The organism is Hymenobacter arcticus (assembly GCF_054779975.1).
In genome coordinates this window covers 209776-228305 of record NZ_BAAGXF010000003.1, presented here as the reverse complement: position 1 = coordinate 228305, position 18530 = coordinate 209776, and the positions used below count along the sequence as shown (strand labels likewise).

Sequence of the window (18530 nt, the reverse complement as noted above, 5' to 3'; positions counted from 1 at the left end):
GTCACTTACCCGTTATGAAAAGAACATTACCTCTGCTGCTGCTTGCGCTACTGTTTCTGGCTACCGTGCCGGTCCTGGCCCAGCAGCAGGCGCAGTACAGCCAGTACATGAACAACAACTACCTCCTCAACCCCGGCGCCACGGGCGTAGAGGACTACATCGACGTCAAGTTTAGCTACCGCACGCAGTGGGTGGGGCTGGAAGGGGCCCCTAAGACCTACTACGCCAGCATCAGCACCTCGCTGGGCAAGTGGCGCAGCACGCCCAAGCGCACCATTCAGGACCGTCGGCGGCCATTTCACGCCGTGGGTGGCCTCGTGTATAGCGATGTAACGGGGCCCACCAGCCGCACCAGCGCCTACGGCTCCTACGCCTACAACCTAGTGCTCACGCGCGACCTCCGGCTGGCCCTCGGCGCGTCGGTGGGCATGCAGCAGTTTGCCGTGGATGGCGCACAGTTGCGCTTCTTCGACCCCACCACCGTGGGGGCCAGCGCCGCCTCGCGGGTGTTCGATGCCTCGGTAGGGATATGGGTGTACACCTCCAATTTCTACGTGGGGTTGTCGGGGGCGCAGCTCCTGGGCAACAAGCTCGACTTCTCCTACGGGCCCGGCCAGCTGGGCGTGGGCGCGCCCGGCAACAAGCTGGCGCGCCACTACTTTGCCACGGCCGGCGTGCGGGTGCCACTCAGCGAAGACCTGTCGCTGGTGCCGTCGGTGCTGCTGAAGGCCGTGAGCCCCGCCCCGCTCTCGCTCGATGTCAACGCCAAGCTCAAGTACCGCGACCTGCTGTGGGTGGGGGCCTCCTGGCGCGCCTTCGACGCGGTGGTGGCCATGGCCGGCGTCAGCTACGAGCAGTTCACGCTGGGCTACTCCTACGATGCAGGCCTCTCGGAGTTGGCCGGCTACCACGGCGGCAGCCACGAAGTGCTGCTGGGTCTGCGCCTCAAGAAAAAAGCGCAGGTGGTCTGCACCAATCGGTTCTGGTAGTATTCGCTGACTGACAATGTACAAATTACTACATAATGCTGCGTAGAAAATAAGCAGCATATCGAAAGGCCCTCAAATACTTTCCAAACTTTCCCTGGCAAGGTTTCCAAAACAAAGCTTCTAAAAAGCAAAAAATCCCCTCGTTACCGAGAGGATTTTTTGCTTAAAGGCTATTCAGAGAGCACTAAAATAACCTACCATGCCTTACAGCTTTGTGCGGCCGGGCTTGCTTTTAGGAGAGCCATCCTTTTTACGGCCGAAAGGAGCTTCGGCATCCGTAATAGTTGCGGCGCGCGGGGCCTGAGCTTTGCGCTCCTTTTTGGCGGGCGCATAATCGGGGCTTAGCAAGGCTTCCGTCTCTTCTACAGCGCTTTGCAGGTTTTGTAGCAGGGTAGAAACTTTGCGCAGCGCCCGCTTTACCTCACCTTTAAAGGCATCGGCTTGTTGGGCGCTGTCAATTACTTGCTGAAGTTGGGAGATGTCAATTGCCATTAGTAAAGAGAAGAAAAAAGAGTATTGATAGGACAAAGAAACAGCTTAATTGCATTGTTACCCAATCAATCAGTTTTATTAATTGGTAATTACAGCATTGGCTCCGCAGCTTCCCCTGCAATCAGGTTCGCTTTTCATTACTTACGCCAATCACTTTACTACCCAGATAACCGGAGCCTGATAGCCGCAAAAAGAATCGGCGGCCCCCGGCTGTCGCCACCAAACATCCCGTTCACAACTGGCCCACGCAACAGGCTAGGCCGCCAAGAATTTCACTGCGAGCGTAGCGCTCGCAGCAGCGGTTGGCCTTGACGATGGCTGTGCGCCTAGCTTTTTTAGCCGCGTTGGGGTAAATTACCCGGCAGTTGGCGCTACTGCCATGGCCCGGCGGTCACGCTTCTACCCAGCCTTATTCCCCTACCCAGCATGACAATTCCCACGCCCTGGCCGGCCCTGCCGGCCGATTCCTGGACGTCCACCCGCGAGACGCTGCAACGCTGGCTCCAGATAGTGGGCAAAACCCGCCTGGCGCTCAGCCCAATGCTCAACCAGTGGTGGCAGGTGCCGTTCTATGTGTCGGCGCGCGGGCTCACCACGGGGGCCATCCCCTACCCGGCGGGCGCATTTGAGCTAACCTTTGATTTTCAATCACATGTATTAACCCTGGCTACCAGCAACGACCTTGTAACAGGATTGATTTTGCAGCCGCAGTCGGTGGCCGATTTTTACCGCGACTACCAGCAGATGTTGCGCGATGCCAGCATTGAGGTCAACATCTGGCCCGTGCCCGTTGAGGTAGCAGACGCTACGCCCTTTGTGGAGGACCAGCACCACGCCAGCTATGACCCTGAAGCGGCTCACCGCTTTTGGCAAATCCTGCTGCGGGCCGCGCAGGTGCTGGAAGAATTTCGCGGGCGCTTCACGGGCAAGTGCAGCCCGGTGCATTTTTTCTGGGGCAGCTTCGACTTGGCGGTTACGCGGTTTTCGGGGCGGCCCGCGCCGCCGCACCCCGGCGGCGTTCCCCACCTGGCCGACTGGGTAACCCGCACCGCCTACAACGAGGAGGTGAGCAGCGCTGGCTGGTGGCCGGGCGGCGACGGGGCCGAGGCGGCTTTTTATTCCTACGCCTACCCTACGCCCGCCGGCTTTGCCGAGGCCCCGGTGCGCCCGGTGGCGGCCAGCTTCAGCTCGCAACTGGGCGAGTTTCTGCTGCCCTACGACCAAGTGCGCACCGCTCCCGACCCGCGCCAGGCGGTGCTGGCTTTTCTACAAAGCACTTATGAGGCCGCCGCCGGCCTGGCCGCCTGGGACCGCCCTGCCCTAGAGCGCACCAATTGGCGCGCTCCCTAGCTCACCGCCTAAAACAGCGGTAGCTGGGCCTTGGGCCGCCGCAGCAGCGCCTGCGATTGCGCCACTTCCTCGTCGGTCACCTTCACGTCGGCGGGGGGCAGGGCGTCGGTGGGTTCGCTGGCTTCGGCGTCGCCTTCGGTCTTGGGCGTGCCGCGGCGCTTGGCCTCGCGGCGCACGGGCTCGGGGCCTTCGTCGGTAAGCAGGGCCAGGCCGTGGACTTTGAAGTAATTGAGCTTGTTGCCCATTGCCTTCCAGCCTTTTACCTCAATAAATTGGTCGAGACGTAGCTTTTCCTTTTCCTTGTCGGCCTTCTTGTCGCGTTGCAGCGTCACTTCCACCTCCGGTTCGGCAAAGGTGGTGGCGGCCAGCAGCTTCGAGCCCTTGCTTTCCGATATGAACAGAAAGCGCTTTTCCATAGTCGTGGTTTCGATGTGGAACCGCTTGACGTAGTGCAGCTTAGACTCGCCATCGAGGTAGGCGGCGCTCACCACGGTGTCGGGCTCCAACTTGCGCAAGAGCACGATGTTGGGTACGTCGAAGTGCGTGGCGGGCGAGGGCGGCGTGAGTTCATACGAGCCGTCTTTGTACACCACCAGCACCACGTGCTCGGTATCGAACGCGCCTAAGTAGCGGCCGTGGCCGGCGTGGTTGAGCTTGCCCACTACGCTGTCAAAGAATACTTCCCGGCCGCCCAACGTGCTGTCGCCCACCGACTTCTGCGTTATCTTCTTAATCAGCTGCTTGGTCACGATGTTGCCCATCGAGCCCTTACCCTTGATGGCCAGCTCGGCAAAATCAAACTCAAACTGCTTGACCCGCGCCGGCGCTTTGTCGGAAAGCTGGATGGTCACCGTCTCGCTTTCCGAGTTGGGATTGGCCGTGAGGTACAGCGTTTTAGTGCCCTTGGTGCCCTTGGTGAGGTCGTACACCTTGTCGCGCGTGATGCCCGACACTAGGAAACGCTTGGCAAAGCTGATGCCACTCGCGCCATCCACGTACACCATGTTGTACACCAACCGGTCGTCGTTCTTATTGTACACGCCCACTTGCAGAATATCCTTGCCCACGAAGGTTTTCTCGGCAATGCGCGTCACCATGAACGTGCCGTCGCGCCGGATGGCGATAATGTCGTCGAGGTCCGAGCAGTCGCACACAAACTCGTCCTTCTTTAGGCCGTAGCCCACGAAGCCATCCTGGCGGTTCACGTACAGCTTTTGGTTGGCCACCGCCACCTTCTGCGCCGTCACCACGTCGAAGGTGCGTAGCTGGGTTTTGCGCTCACGGGTAGCGCCGTACTTCTTCAGCAGGTTTTCGAAGTACGCCACCGCGTAGCGCGTGAGGTGCGCCAGGTGGTCGGCCACTTCGGCCAGCTCCACATCGAGCTTCTGAATGTACTCCTCGGCCTTGAAGCCGTCGTACTTGGAAATGCGCTTGATGCGGATTTCGGTGAGGCGCGTCACGTCGTCCTCGCTGATGGGGCGGCGTAGCACCAGGCGCACGTCGTTAGGCTTCATCCGCTCGCCTTCCACACGCACGAACTTCTTGAGGCCCGCGTCGATGGTTTCCAGAATCTGCTCCCAGGTTTCGCACTCCTCAATTTTGCGGTAGATGCGGTTCTCGATGAAAATCTTTTCCAGCGAGGCCGAGTGCCACTTTTCTTGCAGCTCCTGCTGCCTGATTTCGAGCTCGCGCTCCAGCAGACGGGCGGTTTTGCCGGTGCTCAGGCGCAGCATGTCCTCCACGCCCACGAAGCGCGGCTTGTCATCGATGATGACGCAGGTGTTGGGCGAAATCGAGATTTCGCAGTCCGTGAAGGCGTAGAGCGCGTCGATGGTGAGGTCGGGGCTGATGCCGGGCGGCAGCTGCACCTGAATCTCGACGTCGGCGGCGGTGTTGTCCACCACCTTCTTAATCTTGATTTTATTGGCTTCGCTGGCCTTCACAATGCTCTCCATCAGCGCCGTGGTGGTGGTGCCGTACGGAATATCGCGGATGATGAGCAGCGTTTTGTCAATCTTCTCAATCGTGGCCCGCAGCCGGATTTTGCCGCCCCGCTGCCCGTTCTGGTAGTTGCTGATGTCGGCCAGGCCACCAGTCGGAAAATCGGGAAACAGCTGAAAATCACGCCCTTTCAGCACCGCAATACTGGCCTGGCACAGCTCGCGGAAGTTGTGGGGCATAATCTTGGTGCTCAAACCCACGGCAATGCCCTCCACGCCCTGCGCCAGCAACAAGGGAAATTTTACGGGCAGCGTGGTGGGCTCGCGCTTGCGGCCGTCGTAGCTCATCTGCCAGTCCGTGATGTCGGGGTTGAACACCACTTCGAGGGCAAACTTGCTGAGGCGGGCCTCGATGTAGCGCGGCGCGGCGGCCGAGTCGCCGGTGGCCACGTTGCCCCAGTTGCCCTGGGTTTCAATCAGCAAGTCCTTCTGGCCCAGGTTCACCATGGCATCACCGATGCTGGCGTCGCCGTGGGGGTGGTACTGCATGGTTTGCCCAATCACGTTGGCCACCTTGTTGAAGCGGCCATCGTCCATCTCGTTCATCGCGTGCAGGATGCGGCGCTGCACGGGCTTGAGGCCGTCCTCCACGGCGGGCACGGCGCGCTCCAGAATCACGTAGCTGGCGTAGTCCAGAAACCAGTTCTGGTACATGCCGCGCACGTTGTTGACGTCGTGAATTACCTCGCCGGGCGAGAACTTGGTTTCCTCTTCCACTTCCGCCGCTGCTTCGGCGGGCGAGTCGGCTTCGGCCTCGGTGCCCTCCTGGTCGGCCGCGTAGTCCGCGTCAGTTTCCTCACCATCCTCCCCAAACAGCGCGTGGGCCACGGCGAGCGTAGCGTCGGTGGCCTCATCGGTGACCGGGGTTTCGGCCGCCGCGTCCAGGGCCGGGTTGGCCGGGGCGCTCAAGTCAAAATCCAACGAGTCGCCCGGCTGCAAATAGTCGGGGTGGGAAGCGTCGGGAAAGGAAGTATCGGAATTAGCCACTAGTAAAAACGTAAAATCGGCAAGCTGCCCCCAAAAGTACCGTAAAAATTGGCGCGAAGCACCATTTTTCCAAGGTTTACCCCAGCCGGAAAGTTCCCAATTACATTAGTCAAAACTCTACCAAGCCGCACTAACCTGATTGGCAGTCCGCTACCCGGCCGCCAAAAAAGCCCCCGCCCGGCAAGCGGACGAGGGCCATACGGTATCCGGCGGCTTACCCGGCCGCCGCGATGGCAGCAACCGGGCCCGCCGCTGGGCTAGGCCAGCGCGGGCTGGCTGGTGCGGGCCGGCTGGGCCGCGCGGGCGTGCTCGGCCGCAAACGCGGTGCTAGCAGCCGGGTAGTTGGTTTGGGCCCCCAAAATCCAGCCCAGCGAGCTTTCGTTGGAGCCAGCCACCGAGGCCACGGGGGCCGTCAGCGTAATGGTGACGCTGGAGCTGCTGGCATCCGTTTTTACCGAGTGCGAGTACGTCGACTCAGTCGACGAGCCCAGCGGAATGCCCAGGAACGAGGCGCTCACCGTCACCGATTGCTGAATGGTAGTAGCAATACTTTGGTAATTAGCGCTCTTAACGGTAATGTTCACGTTCGGGTAGTTGGAGATGGCTACGCCCGAGAGAAAGCCAAATGGTCCGTTGGGGGAGAAATCAACGCCGCAGGCCGGCGAAAACTTGAAGCCCGTCACGTCGCCCGTGCCGTTGCGGATGGCATCCGTGATGGGTTGCATCCACAGCCAGTTCAGGCTGGTGGAGGGGTTGTAGGACACCGGCCCGAAGTTCACCAGCGTCACCCCGGTAAAGCTCATGTCGATGTGCACGGAGTTGGAGCTGGTGGCGATGCTATCGGAAAAATAGCTGGCGCTGGCCCCCACCCCGAGCGTGAAAAAATCGAACACCGGAATGCTAAAGCCCGTCGAGCCATTCACCGACACCTGTAACTCGCTGGAGCTGGTGCGCTGTACATCCATGCTCACCGCAATGGCATTGCTGGTGGCGGCCAGGCCGTTGATGATGTCGGCCAGGGGCGTGGCCACCTGGTAGGCCGGCACCAGCTGGCTGATGGTGTCGATGACCAAGCCACCATTGCTGGCAGAGGGCGCCTGGGCCGCCAGCAGGGCCGTTTGCAGGTAGGTATTGTTCATAGTTGTCGCGTTCTGGAGCGAGATACTGCTGCCCAGCGCCGCCAGATAGTTGGCCAATACCGGGAGGATAGGCAAGCCTTCGGCCGGCGTATTATTGAGCAGGGCCGTGAGATTAGTAGCCATCCGAATAGCCGTGAGCGTGGTAGCCGGGCTGGCCCAGGTGGTAGCTATCATGCTCATAATAACGCCGATAGGCTGCGCGGGCGGCGTAGCAGGCGGTAGCGAGCCGTAGGCTTCCTGCCAGGCGGTGAGCAAGGCCATCTGCTGGTTCATGGCGTTGGTATGGGCCTGGTTCAGGGTAGCTTGGTCAGCTTTTGAAAGCTGGTAGCTCACCTTGCTGAACACGTCAATGAACTCCGCAGTGAAAAGGTTAGTATCGAGCTGCGTGGGCGTGGTATTGGCCTTCAGGCTGTAGTTAATCCAGTTGTAGGTGTTACCGCTAAATTGCAAGGTGCGCGGGCTTTTCCAGTAGTAGGGGAAGTTGCCGGCGCTCCCGATGCCGAAGCTCACGAGCGGATTTTGGCCCAACGCGGCGGAGAGGATGGTGCTGGCCTCCGAGCGCAGCTGCTCAATCAGCACTGCGGCTTCTGCGGACGGGGTGGGGTCGCCGACGGCGACAGCGGCATTGTTTTGGACGTGGTTCATAGCAGTGCAGAAATTAGAAAAGTGGGGAGAAGTGCCTACTCTATCGCGGCTTTTCAGCAATCGCCGTTGTCACGGGTGAAGCTTCAGATGACGGGTCAAAGGTCTGGCATGCCCCTAGGCACTTTTCAGCGTAAAAGCACCTGAATTTAGCTATCAGGTATTTATACCTACCTTATTATTAAATCATTAAAAACAACGATTAGTTAAGGCTATAATCCAGTTGATAATTGGCTACATGCAAAAGCGCCTCACTCCCGGCCGGGAGTGAGGCGCTTTTGCACGGGGAGGTGGCTGCTCGGGCTGCTACGCCAGCGCGATTTCGGCCACCGGCAGCACGTCGCTCGTCACTAGGTCTTTTTCGAGGCGCAGGTTGTCGATGATAAACTCCTGGCGAGCGGGCGTATTCTTGCCCATGTAGTAGGCCAGCACCTGCTGAATGCTGCGGTCCGATTGCAGGATAACCGGCTCCAGCTTGATGTTTTCGCCAATGAACTTGCCAAACTCGTCGGGCGAGATTTCGCCCAGGCCCTTAAAGCGCGTCACCTCGGGGTTGCGGCCCAGCTTGCGCATGGCGTCCTGCTTTTCGCTTTCGTTGTAGCAGTAGATGGTTTCCTTCTTGTTGCGCACCCGGAACAGCGGCGTTTCCAGGATGTACACGTGGCCGTTGCGCACCAGGTCGGGGAAGAACTGGAGGAAGAACGTGAGCAGCAGCAACCGGATGTGCATGCCGTCCACGTCGGCGTCGGTGGCTACTACCACGCGGTTGTAGCGCAAGCCTTCGAGGCCTTCCTCAATGTTGAGCGCGTGCTGGAGCAGGTTAAATTCCTCGTTTTCATACACAATCTTCTTCTTGAGACCGAAGCAGTTGAGCGGCTTACCGCGCAGGCTAAACACGGCCTCCAGCTCCACGTTGCGGCTCTTGGTAATGCTGCCGCTGGCCGAGTCGCCCTCCGTAATGAAGAGCGTGGTGAGCGGCTCTTTTTCGGCCCCGTCTTTGGCATTTTCACCCAGGTGGAAGCGGCAATCCCGTAGTTTACGATTATGCAGGTTGGCCTTTTTGGCGCGCTGGTTGGCCAGCTTTTTTACGCCGGCCATGTCCTTGCGCTCGCGCTCGCTCTGCATGATGCGCTTGAGCAGGCCCTCGGCTACCAAGGGGTTCTTGTGCAGGTAGTTATCGAGGTTTTCCTTCACGAAGTCCAGGATGAAGCCGCGCACCGTGGGGCTGTCGGGACCCATGTTGATGCTACCGAGCTTAGTCTTGGTCTGGCTCTCAAACACCGGCTCCTGCACCCGGATAGAAATGGCCCCGATGATGGAGCCCCGGATGTCGGCCGCGTCAAATTCCTTCTTGTAGAACTCCCGTACCGTTTTCACCACCGCCTCACGGAAGGCGGCTAAGTGCGTGCCGCCCTGCGTAGTATACTGCCCGTTGACAAACGAGTAGTACTCCTCGCCGTAGTCGTTGCCGTGGGTGAGGGCAATTTCTATGTCCTCCCCTTTTAGCTGAATAATGGGGTAGCGCAGCGTCTCGGGGTCGGTTTTGTGCTCTAGCAGGTCGCGCAACCCGTTGTCGGACACGAACTTCTGGCCATTATAGTAAATGGCCAGCCCGGCGTTGAGGTAGCAGTAGTAGCGAATCTGGTTTTCGAGGTACTCCGGGATGAAGCGGTAGTTCTTGAAAATAGTCTCGTCGGGCTGAAAGGTGATGAGCGTGCCGTTGCGCTGGCTGGTCTTGGTAGGGGCCGGGTCACTCACCAGCTGGCCCTGCGAAAACTCGGCGGCTTTCATGGTGCCCTCGCGCACGCTCTGCACTACAAAGCTGCTGCTGAGTGCGTTAACGGCCTTGGTGCCCACGCCGTTGAGGCCCACCGACTTCTGGAAAACCTTGCTGTCGTACTTGCCGCCGGTGTTGATTTTGCTCACCACGTCCACCACTTTGCCCAGCGGAATGCCCCGGCCGTAGTCGCGCACTTGCACCCGGCTTTCCGAAATTTTGATTTCGATGGTGCGGCCGTAGCCCATTACGTGCTCGTCTATGCAGTTGTCAATCACCTCCTTAACGAGCACGTAGATACCGTCGTCGTAGGCCGAGCCGTCGCCGAGCTTGCCGATGTACATGCCCGGCCGCAGGCGAATGTGCTCGCGCCAGTCGAGCGAGCGAATGCTGTCTTCGTTATAATTATGGGCGGGGGCGGCGGGTTGGGTAGCACTCATGTGGTCGGTTTCCGTAGAAGGCGCGTTAAGCCAGTAAAATAACGGCTAAAATAGTGTTGGCCCACCATGCGGGGCCTAGTTATCTTAGCCTTTTTAGCCAAATACATTAGCCAACAGCAGGCTATCGGCCGGGGTTCCCCCGCTGGCGCAGCCACGCACAGAGCTATTTCATCCCACTTTTCATATTCTATCCTCCACTCCTACCCCGAATGCTTCCCCCCCCCAACCAATTCAACCAGCCCCGCAACCTGCCGGGCCAGTCATTCAACCACGCCCCCACCGAGATAAAGCAGTCGGCGGTGGTGCACTACACGTTTGTGCTCATCGGGCTGTCGCTGCTGGTATTCGTGCTGCACAAGCTCGACGACCTGCTGCTGCCGCTCGTCTACGCTATCTTATTGAGCCTCTTGCTGATGCCGCTCGTAACGAAGCTAGAGAAGTGGGGCTGGCCGCGCATGCTGGCCATTGGGGCCTCCATCCTGCTGGTTTTTCTGGGCATTGCGGGGTTGTTTACCTTCTTCGGCTCGCAGATTATCAGCCTGCGGAGCGAGCTGCCGCTCATCCAAAGCAAGCTGGTGGTGCTCTTCGACCAGCAGCAGCAGGCGCTGAGCCAGCGGTTTCATTTCCAGCCCATGAGCCACGACCAGGTCATCGACTCGTCGCTGACGGCCATTCAGGCGCAATCGAGCAAGTACCTGGGCTCAACCCTCAACACCACGCTGGGCGTGCTGAGCACCGTAACGCTGGTACCCATCTACATTTTCTGCTTCCTCTATTACCGCGACCACCTGCGGCAGTTCATGTTCCGCTTCGTGGAGCCTGATAAGCGCACGGTGGTGCTGCATACGGTCGATAACATCCAGAACGTGGTGCAGGGCTACATGTCGGGCCTGTTCACGGTTATCGTGGTGGTGTCCATTATGAACGCCATCGGGCTGCTGGCTTTGAGTGTTAAGTACGCTATTTTCTTCGCCATTTTCGCCTCGGTGCTGGCCGTTATTCCTTACATCGGCATCATCGTGGGGTCCATTATTCCGGCCCTCATCACGTACGTGGAAACGGGTTCGCTCACACACGGCCTCGCGGTAGTGGGGGTGTTTATGCTGGTACAGTTTATTTCGGACAACATTCTGGCACCGCTCATCACGGCTTCTAAAGTGAGCCTCAACCCACTCACGGCCATTATCGCCCTTATTCTGGGCGCGCAGCTGTGGGGCACACCGGGTATGATTCTGAGCGTGCCGATATCGGCCGTGCTCAAAGTGGTGCTCGACGCCAACAAGGCCACCGAGCCCTGGGGCTTCCTGCTCGGCGACGTGGGCGATGGCGAGGCCACCAAAAATGACCCGGTCGATGACCGCGGCTTCCTCACTAAGCTGCTGGACAAGGTGCGCGGCAAGCGCCCCGCACTAGCGGCCGAGCCGCAGTTGCCACCCGTGCCCACCACCCGCAACCGGTAGGCGCGCCAAGCGGGGGCAGCCGGTTATTTATGTAACCCTGGCCCCGCCCTTGGCCGTACAAGGAAGCAGTTGCGGCCACCGTGCTGCAGCGTTTCATTCTACTCCAATTCCACTAGAAATCATGGCTAACGAAACCATCTCCCGCGCCCTCACCGACATTCTCAACCTCAACCGCACCTCGGTAAAAGGCTACCAAGAGGCTGCCGAAGAGGTAAAAGACGCCACCACCAAGGCCAAGCTGAGCGAGTTTTCACAGCAGCGCGCCGGCTTCGTAGCCGACCTCGAAGGCTTTGCCAAGCAGTACGGCATTGATGCCGCTGACACTAACACCATCGAAAGCGTAGCCACTGATGCCGCTGCTGCCGTGCACCGCGGTTGGATTAACATTAAGTCGGCCTTCACCGGCCAGGATGACTCGGCTGTGCTCGACGCCGCCGAAACCGGCGAGGCTACTTCCTTGAAAGCTTACGAGACGGTATTAGCTTCGGCCGACGTGCCAGCCGGTGCCAAGTCGGTATTCCAGCAGCAGCACGACGCCATTCTGCAAGCCAAAAACTGGCTGGCAATGAATAAGGCTAAGTAATTTGCTTTAACCGAGTTAAAAAAGCCCGCCGTTTGGCGGGCTTTTTTTGTGCGGTAAGCTTTAGCTTGCCGGGTTGCCAGCAAGCACGTTACCCCTCTTGGGCAACGGCAAGCTAAAGCTTACCGCACACCCGGCCGGCGCGGCTTTGCAACCATCCGCGGCCCTAACTTTGTTAGCCTTGCTCCTTAGCAATCCCCGCGCCTTTGTACGCCATTATTGACCTTGAAACCACCGGTGGCCAGCCCGCCAACGACCGCATCACGGAACTCGCCATCTTCGTGCACGACGGCCAGCGGGTGGTTGACTCCTACACCACGCTCGTGAACCCCGGCCGGGCCATTCCGCCCTTCATCACCCAGCTCACGGGCATTACCAACGATATGGTAGCCGATGCGCCGCGCTTCCACGAGGTAGCCCGCAAGGTGGTGGAGATGACCGAAGGCTGCGTATTTGTAGCTCATAATGTGCGGTTTGACTATTCTTTTCTCAAGAAAGAATTTGCCGACCTGGGCTACAACTACTCGCGCAAAACGCTGTGCACCGTGCGCCTCAGCCGCTCGCTAATACCCGGCCAGCCGAGCTACAGCCTAGGCAAGCTGTGCCAGAACATCGGCATTCCGCTCGAAGGCCGGCACCGCGCCGCCGGCGACGCCGAGGCCACGGCCATCCTCTTCGACCGCCTGCTGCGCATCACCCAGGAAAGCGACGCCGCCGAGGCCAACGCCGCTGACGCCCTGGCCCGCGTCGATGCCCTGGCCCCCGCCGGCCGCGCCCCCGGTGCCACGGCGGCCGAGGGCGCGGCCACCAAAAAGCCCACCCCCCGCCGCGTGGCCGCCATGGCCCAGGCCATCAAAACGGCCCTGCTGCCCCCGCTCATCACGCCCGAAAAGGTGGCTGCGCTGCCCCAGGAAACGGGTGTGTACTACTTCCACAATGAGGCCGGCGAGGTCATTTACGTGGGCAAGAGCATCAACATCTACAAGCGCATTCAGCAGCACTTTGCGGTAGATGTGAAATCACGCAAGAGCCTGGATTTCAAGAACTCCATCGCCGACATTACCTACGAACTCACCGGCTCGGAGCTGGTGGCGCTGCTGTATGAGTCGCACCTAATCAAGCAGTTGAAGCCGGCCTACAACCGGGCGCAGCGGCGCTCGGTGTTCCCGGCGGGTATCTACCTCAAAACCGACGACGACGGCTACAAGCGCCTCTACTACGGCCGCGCCGACGCCCGCAACTCGGAAATTCCGATTATCGCGCTCGGCAACCAGTATAAGGCGCAAGGCTTTCTCTATCACAAGGTTGCGAAATACAACCTGTGCCAGAAGCTGTGCGGATTGTACAAAACTGAAAGCTCGTGCTTTGCCTACCAGGTGCACCAGTGCCAGGGGGCCTGCGTGGGCCAGGAGCCGCCCGCCAGCTACAACCAGCGCGTAGACGCGGCCATTGACAGCATCACCTATGAGCACGAGTCGTTCGTGGTCATCGGCACTGGCCGGCGCGCCGACGAGCAGTCGCTAGTGGTTATCGAAAACGGACGCTATGTGGGCTTCGGCTACGTCGATGAGACGTTTACGGCGCGCAAGCTCGCCGATTTCCGCGACGCCGTGAAGCCGTACGCCGATAATAAAGATGTGCAGCAGATTATCCGGCAGTACGTGCGCACCAAGCGTAAAGGCGAGAAAATCAAGGTATTTGGGTAATGTGTAGCACGAAGCGGAGCTTCGCGTTACTTGGCCTTCCAGCTTACGTAGGCACCCAGCGCGCCGCCGGGCAGCATGGTGGGACTGAATTGCCACTCGCCCTTGACGGGCTTGGGCAGGTGCACGCCCACGCCCGGCCTGTCGGTGGGGTGGCGGCCCCAGCGGTGGCGGTGCGACAGGTAGGCGAGGTGGGCCGAGAGAATGCCCACGCCCGCACCGGCAAACACGTCTGCTTCCCAGTGCTTGTTGTTCAGCATTCGAAAAGCACCCACAGAGGTGGCCAGCGCATAAGCGCCCACGCCGTACCACTGGCTTTTGTCCCGCAACTCGGTGTGCACGATGCTGGCCGCCAAAAACGCCTGCGCCGTGTGGCCCGATGGAAACGAGCGAAAGTCTGACCCATCGGGCCGCAAGTGGCTGGTACTGACCTTGATAATATACACAGAGCCCAGCATGAGGGCTTCCGACTTAGCCAGGATGAGGGCCAGGTTGGCGCGGTCGTTGCGACCCTCCACCCCGAAGGCTAGCACCGCACCCAGCTCCAGGTAGGGCGCCCACTGCAAGTAGTCGTCGAGGTGGTTATTGAAGTTCGGGAAATTGCGCTGAATGTCGCGCCGCGCATCATACGACGAATAAAACCCGTGGTCGTCAATCACGCTGATGCCGTAGCCGATGAGCGCGGCCGGCACTATACTAGCGCGCACTAGCTTGCTACGGTACCAGGGCGCGCGCGGCGCGTCGGGTATCGTTTGGTACTTATGCGCCGCGGTATCGGCGAGGGGGGCGGTTTGCTGGGCGTGGGCCACCGAGCCGGCCCCGGCCAACAGGCTGGCAGCTAGTAAGCCAGTGCGATAAGAGTGCGTAAATGATGCCATAGCCCACAAAGAAAACGGGCGAACTCGCGTTCGCCCGTTGGGTTAGCTGACAGCACTTCATGTAATATTCACTTTCACAGCGAGTTACCGGCAACGCGTTTTATTTAACGTCGGCTAATGCTTCTTTGCTGAGGCTGCCGGCGTCTTTCACTACCACCATAGCCCCGTCTTTCAGCGTTTTCGACACGGCGCGGAAGGGACCGCTGGCCACTTGGGTACCGGCCGCCAAGCCGCTCACGATTTCAATGTTCTGGAAGTCGCTGATGCCGGTTTTCACGGGCGTGAGCACGGCCTTACCATCTTTTATCACGAATACCACTTCCCTAATTTCGGCCTTGGGAGCGGGCTTGGTCTGGTCCACGGCCTGGGCCGTGCCACCGCCCCGGCCGCTACCGCCTACCCGCACGCCCCCGCTTTGGCCCTCTTTGTTGGCAGCCGAGTCGGAGCGGGTGGTTACGGCGGCCAGCGGCACACTTAGCACGCCGCTTTTGCGCTCAGCGATGATATCGACCGAGGCCGTCATGCCGGGCCGAAACGGCACGGTGGCGCGGCCTTTGGGGCCGATTTTAACGAGGTGGCGGTAGCTATCGGGTAGCAGGCGCACGCGCACCTCAAACTCGGTTACGGCTTCGGCCGTGAGGGCATCCTTAGCCGTGTTGGCAATGGCTGTCACGATGCCCTTGAACTTCTCGTTCTGGGTGGTGTAGGAGTCCACTTCCACCTCGGCCGAGTCGCCGAGCTGCACCCGGATGATATCGTTCTCATTTACACTCACTCGCACCTCCATATTGTTGAGGTTGGCAATGCGCATGATTTCGGTGCCCGCCATTTGGGTGGTGCCCACCACGCGCTCCCCCTTCTTCACGTTGAGCTTGCTCACGGTGCCGCTCACGGGCGCATAAATGGTGGTTTTGTTAAGGTTTTTCTGGGCTTCCTGCAAGCCGGCCTGGGCGCTGCGCACGGTGCTTTGGGCGGCGGTTATCTGCGCCCGAATGGCTTTTAGCTGCTCCTGCGAGGCATTGTAGGCGGCCTGCGCAGCTTCGTAGTCCGACTGCGAAATCACCTTCTGCTTGAACAGCGAAGCCTGGCGGCGGTAGGTGAGCTCGGTTTGCTTGGCGTTGGCGGTTTGCTGTTGCAACTGGGCTTCGGCCTGGCCCACGTTGGCGCGCTGGGTGCCCACGGCAGCACTTTGCTGGCTCACCATGGCCACGTAGTTATCGGGCCGGATGCGCAGCAGTAGCTGGCCTTTCTTCACCGAGTCACCTTCCTGCACGTAGAGCTCAATGATTTCGCCCGATACGTCGGGCGAGATTTTCACTTCTGTTTCGGGCTGCACCTTGCCCGAGGCGCTCACTTTCTCCACAATGGTGGCCGGGCCGGCGGCCGCGGCAGTCACCTCCATGCCGGTGGGCTTGCCAATCCAGCCCTGTTTCTTCGCCACGGCGTAGCCGCCGATGAGCACGACCACCAGGACCGCCAGAATGATGAGTAATCGGTTGTTTTTCATAAAGTAAAAGGCTTTGTCATTGCGAGGAGGAACGACGAAGCAATCGTACCAGAACGACACCCGAACGACTCGTTCTAGTGCGATTGCTTCGTCGTCCCTCCTCGCAATGACAAACGGTTTTTGATTTAAAGCGCCAGCGGGCGACCCTGGTAAAAGTCGAGCACCTTGCGGCGGAAGATAAAGGTGTATTTGGCCTGCAGCTGGTTGGAAACGGCGAAATTCAGGTTGTTTTTGGCAATGTTGAATTCGGTGCCGTTGAGCAGGCCGTTGTTGAAGCGGATTTCCGAGTTGCGCTGCGTGAGCGTGAGGGCCGTGACTTGGCGGCGGGCGGCCGAATATTGCAGCTGGGCGGCGCGGGCGTCGGCGTAGGCCTGCTCAATGCTTTGGCGCAGTGTGAGGCGGGCCTGCTCGGCGCGCACCATGGCCGACTGCTCGTTGATGATGGTGCGGGCCACGTTGGTGCGCACCTGCAAGCCGTTGAGAATGGGCACCGACAAGCCAAAGCTGATGGACTTACCCACGTTGTTATCGAGCTGGTCAAAAAACCGCACCGGCAGCACATCGAAGGTTGGCTGGCCCGGAATGAGCACCGAGTACGTGGTGGGCGTGGGCAGGCCGGTTACGGGGTCGGTGAGCACCACCGGGAAGCTGCTGTTATTGGATGTGCCCGTGGCCACGCGCGACACCGACGACGACGAGTAACCCGTAAAAACCTGGCCCGTGAGTGCCAGGCGCGGGTAGTAGCCACCCCGCGCCAGGTCGATGCTGCGGCGGGCGCTGAGCACGCGCAGCTCGGCGGCCTTGATTTCGGGCAGCGTGGTGGCCGCCGTCTGGAACGCCTGGTTGAGGTCGACCACGTAGGGAGCCTCGTCGTCGGGGTCGGGCAGCGGCGGCACCTCAATGGCAAAGCCCTTGGCCGTGGCCGGGTCGATGTTCATGAGCTGCAACAAAGCCAGGCGGGCGAGGTCGGCCTGGTTCTGGGCCGTTATCACGTTGAGTTCGTCGGTGGCGAGCTGACTTTGGCTGTCGAGCAGCGTGCTTTCCGGAATGCTACCCGCCTTGAGCAATATTTTGGAGCGGTCAATCTGGGCCTGGTCGCTGGCCACGCGCGTTTGGTTGGCGCGCACCAGCTCCTGGGCCAGCACCAACTGCAAAAACTGCGAGGCCACGTTGAGGCTCAGGTCGTTGCGCGCCTTCTCGATATCCTGCACGCTGGCCTGGTAGTCTAGGTCGTTACGCCGGATGGTATTGCGCAGCTGAAAGCCCTGAAACAGCACGAGCTGCGCCACACCCGAGAAGTTGTTGGCCCGCACTGTCTGGCTCTGAAACTCAAACGTGAGCGGGTTCACGCTGGTGCCGTACTGCCAGTTTTGGGTGCCGTTGAGGTTGGCCGTGGGCAGCAGCGCGGCCTTGCTTTGGCGCAGCACCTGCGCGTTGCTTTGGGCCGTGAGCTGGTTGAGGCGCACGCCCAGGTTGTGGGCCAGGGCGTAGTCCACGGCGCGTTGCAGCGTCCAGGGGCCAGTGGCCGCCGCTGCTTCGGAGGGCAGCGCGGCGGCCGGGGCCGAGGCCGGGCGCTCGGGCTGGGTGGTTTGGGCCGCCAAGGGCCCGGCGGCCAGCAAGCCCGCCAGCCCCAGGGCCGCGCGCAGCCGGGGAGTACTTGGTGCAGTCATAGGTCAGGAAAGAGCTAGTAGTTTTGTAGTAGAGGCCTTGCAGCAAAGAAACGCGGGGGTCCGGCAGATATTTTTAGGACCTTGCGCCACCACAGCGGGCGGCGGCGCGGGGTGCATCGCGGGCGGGCCCGCAACATTACGCACCTTCATCCTTTTTTCACCCTGATTATCAGGCGGAAACAGCTCCTTATTATTCAAGGGTTGGAATGTACGTGATGCGCTGCACCCAGCTTAGATGCCGCAAGTACGCCAGGGTGAGGTCTTTAATTGGGCTATCCATCTCAATAAACTGCCGGGCGGCCTCGTTGCGGCCCTTGCGCGACACAAACATGGTGGCAATGTTGCAGTCGTCGTGGGCAATAACGGAGGCAATGAAGGCGATGGAGCCCGGCACATCCTTGGCATCGACGATGAGCGTGTGCAGCCCGCCCGAAAAGTCGCAGCCAAAGCCATCGACCTCCACAATGCGAATAACCCCGCCGCCCCGGCTCTGGCCAATCACCTCCACCTGGTAGCCATCGGGGCCGGTCAGGTTGACTTTAATGGTATTGGGGTGCAGCGTGGAGGCGTTGCCCACGCTCTGAAACGTGTAGCGCAGCCCGGCCTCAGCGGCGTGCTCAAAGGCGGTGCGAATGCGGGTGTCGTCGGGGGCGTAGCCCAGCAGCCCGGCCACAATGGCGCGGTCGGAGCCGTGCCCCTCGTAGGTGCGGGCAAACGAGTTGTAGAACGTGATAACCGCCTCGGTGGGCACCGCGCCCAGAATGCGGATGGCCGCCCGCGCAATGCGCACCACCCCAGCGGTGTGCGACGAGCTGGGCCCAATCATCACGGGCCCAATCATATCAAAAATACTCGATTTTTCGGCCACTGGCTGGTAGTTGGTTAAGCAATAAAAGCAGTTGTCATTGTGAGCACA

The 18530-nt window shown here is 60.2% G+C and carries 13 protein-coding genes; 5 read left to right on the top strand and 8 right to left on the bottom strand.

All coding sequences use genetic code 11. The annotated features are described in order from the left end of the window. The first annotated feature begins 14 nt into the window (after positions 1-14). Positions 15-989, top strand: coding sequence for a PorP/SprF family type IX secretion system membrane protein (locus tag ACYVGC_RS07445; protein ID WP_460583182.1), 975 nt, complete (start codon positions 15-17; stop codon positions 987-989). Positions 990-1193: 204 nt separating this feature from the next. Here ACYVGC_RS07445 and ACYVGC_RS07440 read toward each other — a convergent pair whose 3' ends face one another. Continuing rightward, a complete protein-coding gene (locus ACYVGC_RS07440; RefSeq protein WP_460583181.1) occupies positions 1194-1481 on the bottom strand; it encodes a hypothetical protein in 288 nt (95 codons plus the stop codon). 426 nt (positions 1482-1907) lie between these two features. Here ACYVGC_RS07440 and ACYVGC_RS07435 point away from each other — a divergent pair, with 426 nt between their 5' ends. After that, a complete protein-coding gene (locus ACYVGC_RS07435; RefSeq protein ID WP_460583180.1) occupies positions 1908-2831 on the top strand; it encodes a DUF5996 family protein in 924 nt (307 codons plus the stop codon). An 8-nt stretch (positions 2832-2839) separates the two neighbouring features. Here the strand turns inward: ACYVGC_RS07435 and ACYVGC_RS07430 are convergent, their stop codons facing one another. The 3 genes from ACYVGC_RS07430 to ACYVGC_RS07420 all read right to left on the bottom strand — a co-directional run bounded on the left by ACYVGC_RS07430 (position 2840) and on the right by ACYVGC_RS07420 (position 9816). Further along, the gene (locus ACYVGC_RS07430) at positions 2840-5548 is read right to left on the bottom strand and encodes a DNA gyrase/topoisomerase IV subunit A (protein WP_460583414.1); all 2709 of its coding nucleotides are present in this window, start codon (positions 5546-5548) and stop codon (positions 2840-2842) included. Positions 5549-6075: 527 nt separating this feature from the next. After that, a complete protein-coding gene (locus tag ACYVGC_RS07425; RefSeq protein ID WP_460583179.1) occupies positions 6076-7602 on the bottom strand; it encodes a hypothetical protein in 1527 nt (508 codons plus the stop codon). Between the two features lie 303 nt (positions 7603-7905). Next, positions 7906-9816, bottom strand: coding sequence for a DNA topoisomerase IV subunit B (locus ACYVGC_RS07420; RefSeq protein ID WP_460583178.1), 1911 nt, complete (start codon positions 9814-9816; stop codon positions 7906-7908). Positions 9817-10025: 209 nt separating this feature from the next. Here ACYVGC_RS07420 and ACYVGC_RS07415 point away from each other — a divergent pair, with 209 nt between their 5' ends. The 3 genes from ACYVGC_RS07415 to ACYVGC_RS07405 all read left to right on the top strand — a co-directional run bounded on the left by ACYVGC_RS07415 (position 10026) and on the right by ACYVGC_RS07405 (position 13562). Next, positions 10026-11276, top strand: a complete 1251-nt coding sequence (locus tag ACYVGC_RS07415; RefSeq protein WP_460583177.1) for an AI-2E family transporter — start codon at positions 10026-10028, stop codon at positions 11274-11276. A gap of 121 nt (positions 11277-11397) precedes the next feature. Then, positions 11398-11859, top strand: a complete 462-nt coding sequence (locus ACYVGC_RS07410; RefSeq protein ID WP_460583176.1) for a ferritin-like domain-containing protein — start codon at positions 11398-11400, stop codon at positions 11857-11859. A 203-nt stretch (positions 11860-12062) separates the two neighbouring features. Next, entirely contained in the window at positions 12063-13562 is a 1500-nt protein-coding gene (locus ACYVGC_RS07405) for an exonuclease domain-containing protein (RefSeq protein WP_460583175.1), read from the top strand. A gap of 26 nt (positions 13563-13588) precedes the next feature. Here ACYVGC_RS07405 and ACYVGC_RS07400 read toward each other — a convergent pair whose 3' ends face one another. From ACYVGC_RS07400 to sdaAB, 4 genes are all read right to left on the bottom strand, one after another. Next, positions 13589-14437, bottom strand: coding sequence for a phosphatase PAP2 family protein (locus ACYVGC_RS07400; RefSeq protein WP_460583174.1), 849 nt, complete (start codon positions 14435-14437; stop codon positions 13589-13591). Between the two features lie 100 nt (positions 14438-14537). Further along, positions 14538-15944, bottom strand: coding sequence for an efflux RND transporter periplasmic adaptor subunit (locus ACYVGC_RS07395; protein ID WP_460583173.1), 1407 nt, complete (start codon positions 15942-15944; stop codon positions 14538-14540). A 125-nt stretch (positions 15945-16069) separates the two neighbouring features. Further along, positions 16070-17614 (bottom strand): TolC family protein, encoded by a 1545-nt coding sequence (locus ACYVGC_RS07390; protein ID WP_460583172.1) that lies wholly within the window; start codon positions 17612-17614, stop codon positions 16070-16072. Positions 17615-17804: 190 nt separating this feature from the next. Then, the gene (gene sdaAB / locus ACYVGC_RS07385; RefSeq protein WP_283564340.1) at positions 17805-18482 is read right to left on the bottom strand and encodes an L-serine ammonia-lyase, iron-sulfur-dependent subunit beta; all 678 of its coding nucleotides are present in this window, start codon (positions 18480-18482) and stop codon (positions 17805-17807) included. Between the last annotated feature and the right edge of the window lie 48 nt (positions 18483-18530).